This window comes from Acetobacter senegalensis, from assembly GCF_001580995.1.
Lineage (GTDB): Bacteria > Pseudomonadota > Alphaproteobacteria > Acetobacterales > Acetobacteraceae > Acetobacter > Acetobacter senegalensis.
Map to the genome: position 1 here is coordinate 1 of NZ_LHZU01000003.1, position 529 is coordinate 529.

1 protein-coding gene is annotated in these 529 nt (G+C 66.0%); it reads right to left on the reverse strand.

The features are described from left to right. Positions 1-529: AMP-binding protein (locus AD948_RS00015; protein ID WP_156478849.1), on the reverse strand; the 529-nt coding region annotated here is incomplete at both ends.

A 529-nucleotide genomic window follows, 5' to 3' on the forward strand; every position in this document is an offset into this window, starting at 1 on the left:
ACGTAGGCGAGCTGGTCGGGATGGACGGGAGTGACCAGTGGGGAGGCATCTTCGCTGGCCACGTCGGAGAGGCGGACGATCTCGAGCCCGTCGAGCAGGTCGCCGAGGCTGTCCAGGGTAGCGTCATCGACCACCACACGGCTCATACCGCTGTCAGTGATCATGTCGGCCAGACGCTCACGCGGATAGGCCGGATCGAGCGGCACATAGGCCCCGCCTGCCCTGAGGATCCCCAGCAGGCCTGCGATCAGACCGGTCGAGCGCTCCACACACAGACCCACCCGCTCGTCGGGCACAATACCCATGCCCAGCAGGCGCCGGCCCACCTGGCTCGACCAGGCGTCCAGCGCGCCATAGGTGAGCGAACTACCCTCACAGGTCACAGCCGTGGCCTCTGGACGAGCCGCTGCCTGAGCTGCAATCCGTGATGTCACCGCCTCGAACGGATACACCACAGGTGTCTGCACCGGAACGTCCGGGCTCAGCGTGATGTCAGCCAGACGCTGGCTGTCCACATCACCAGAGGCAA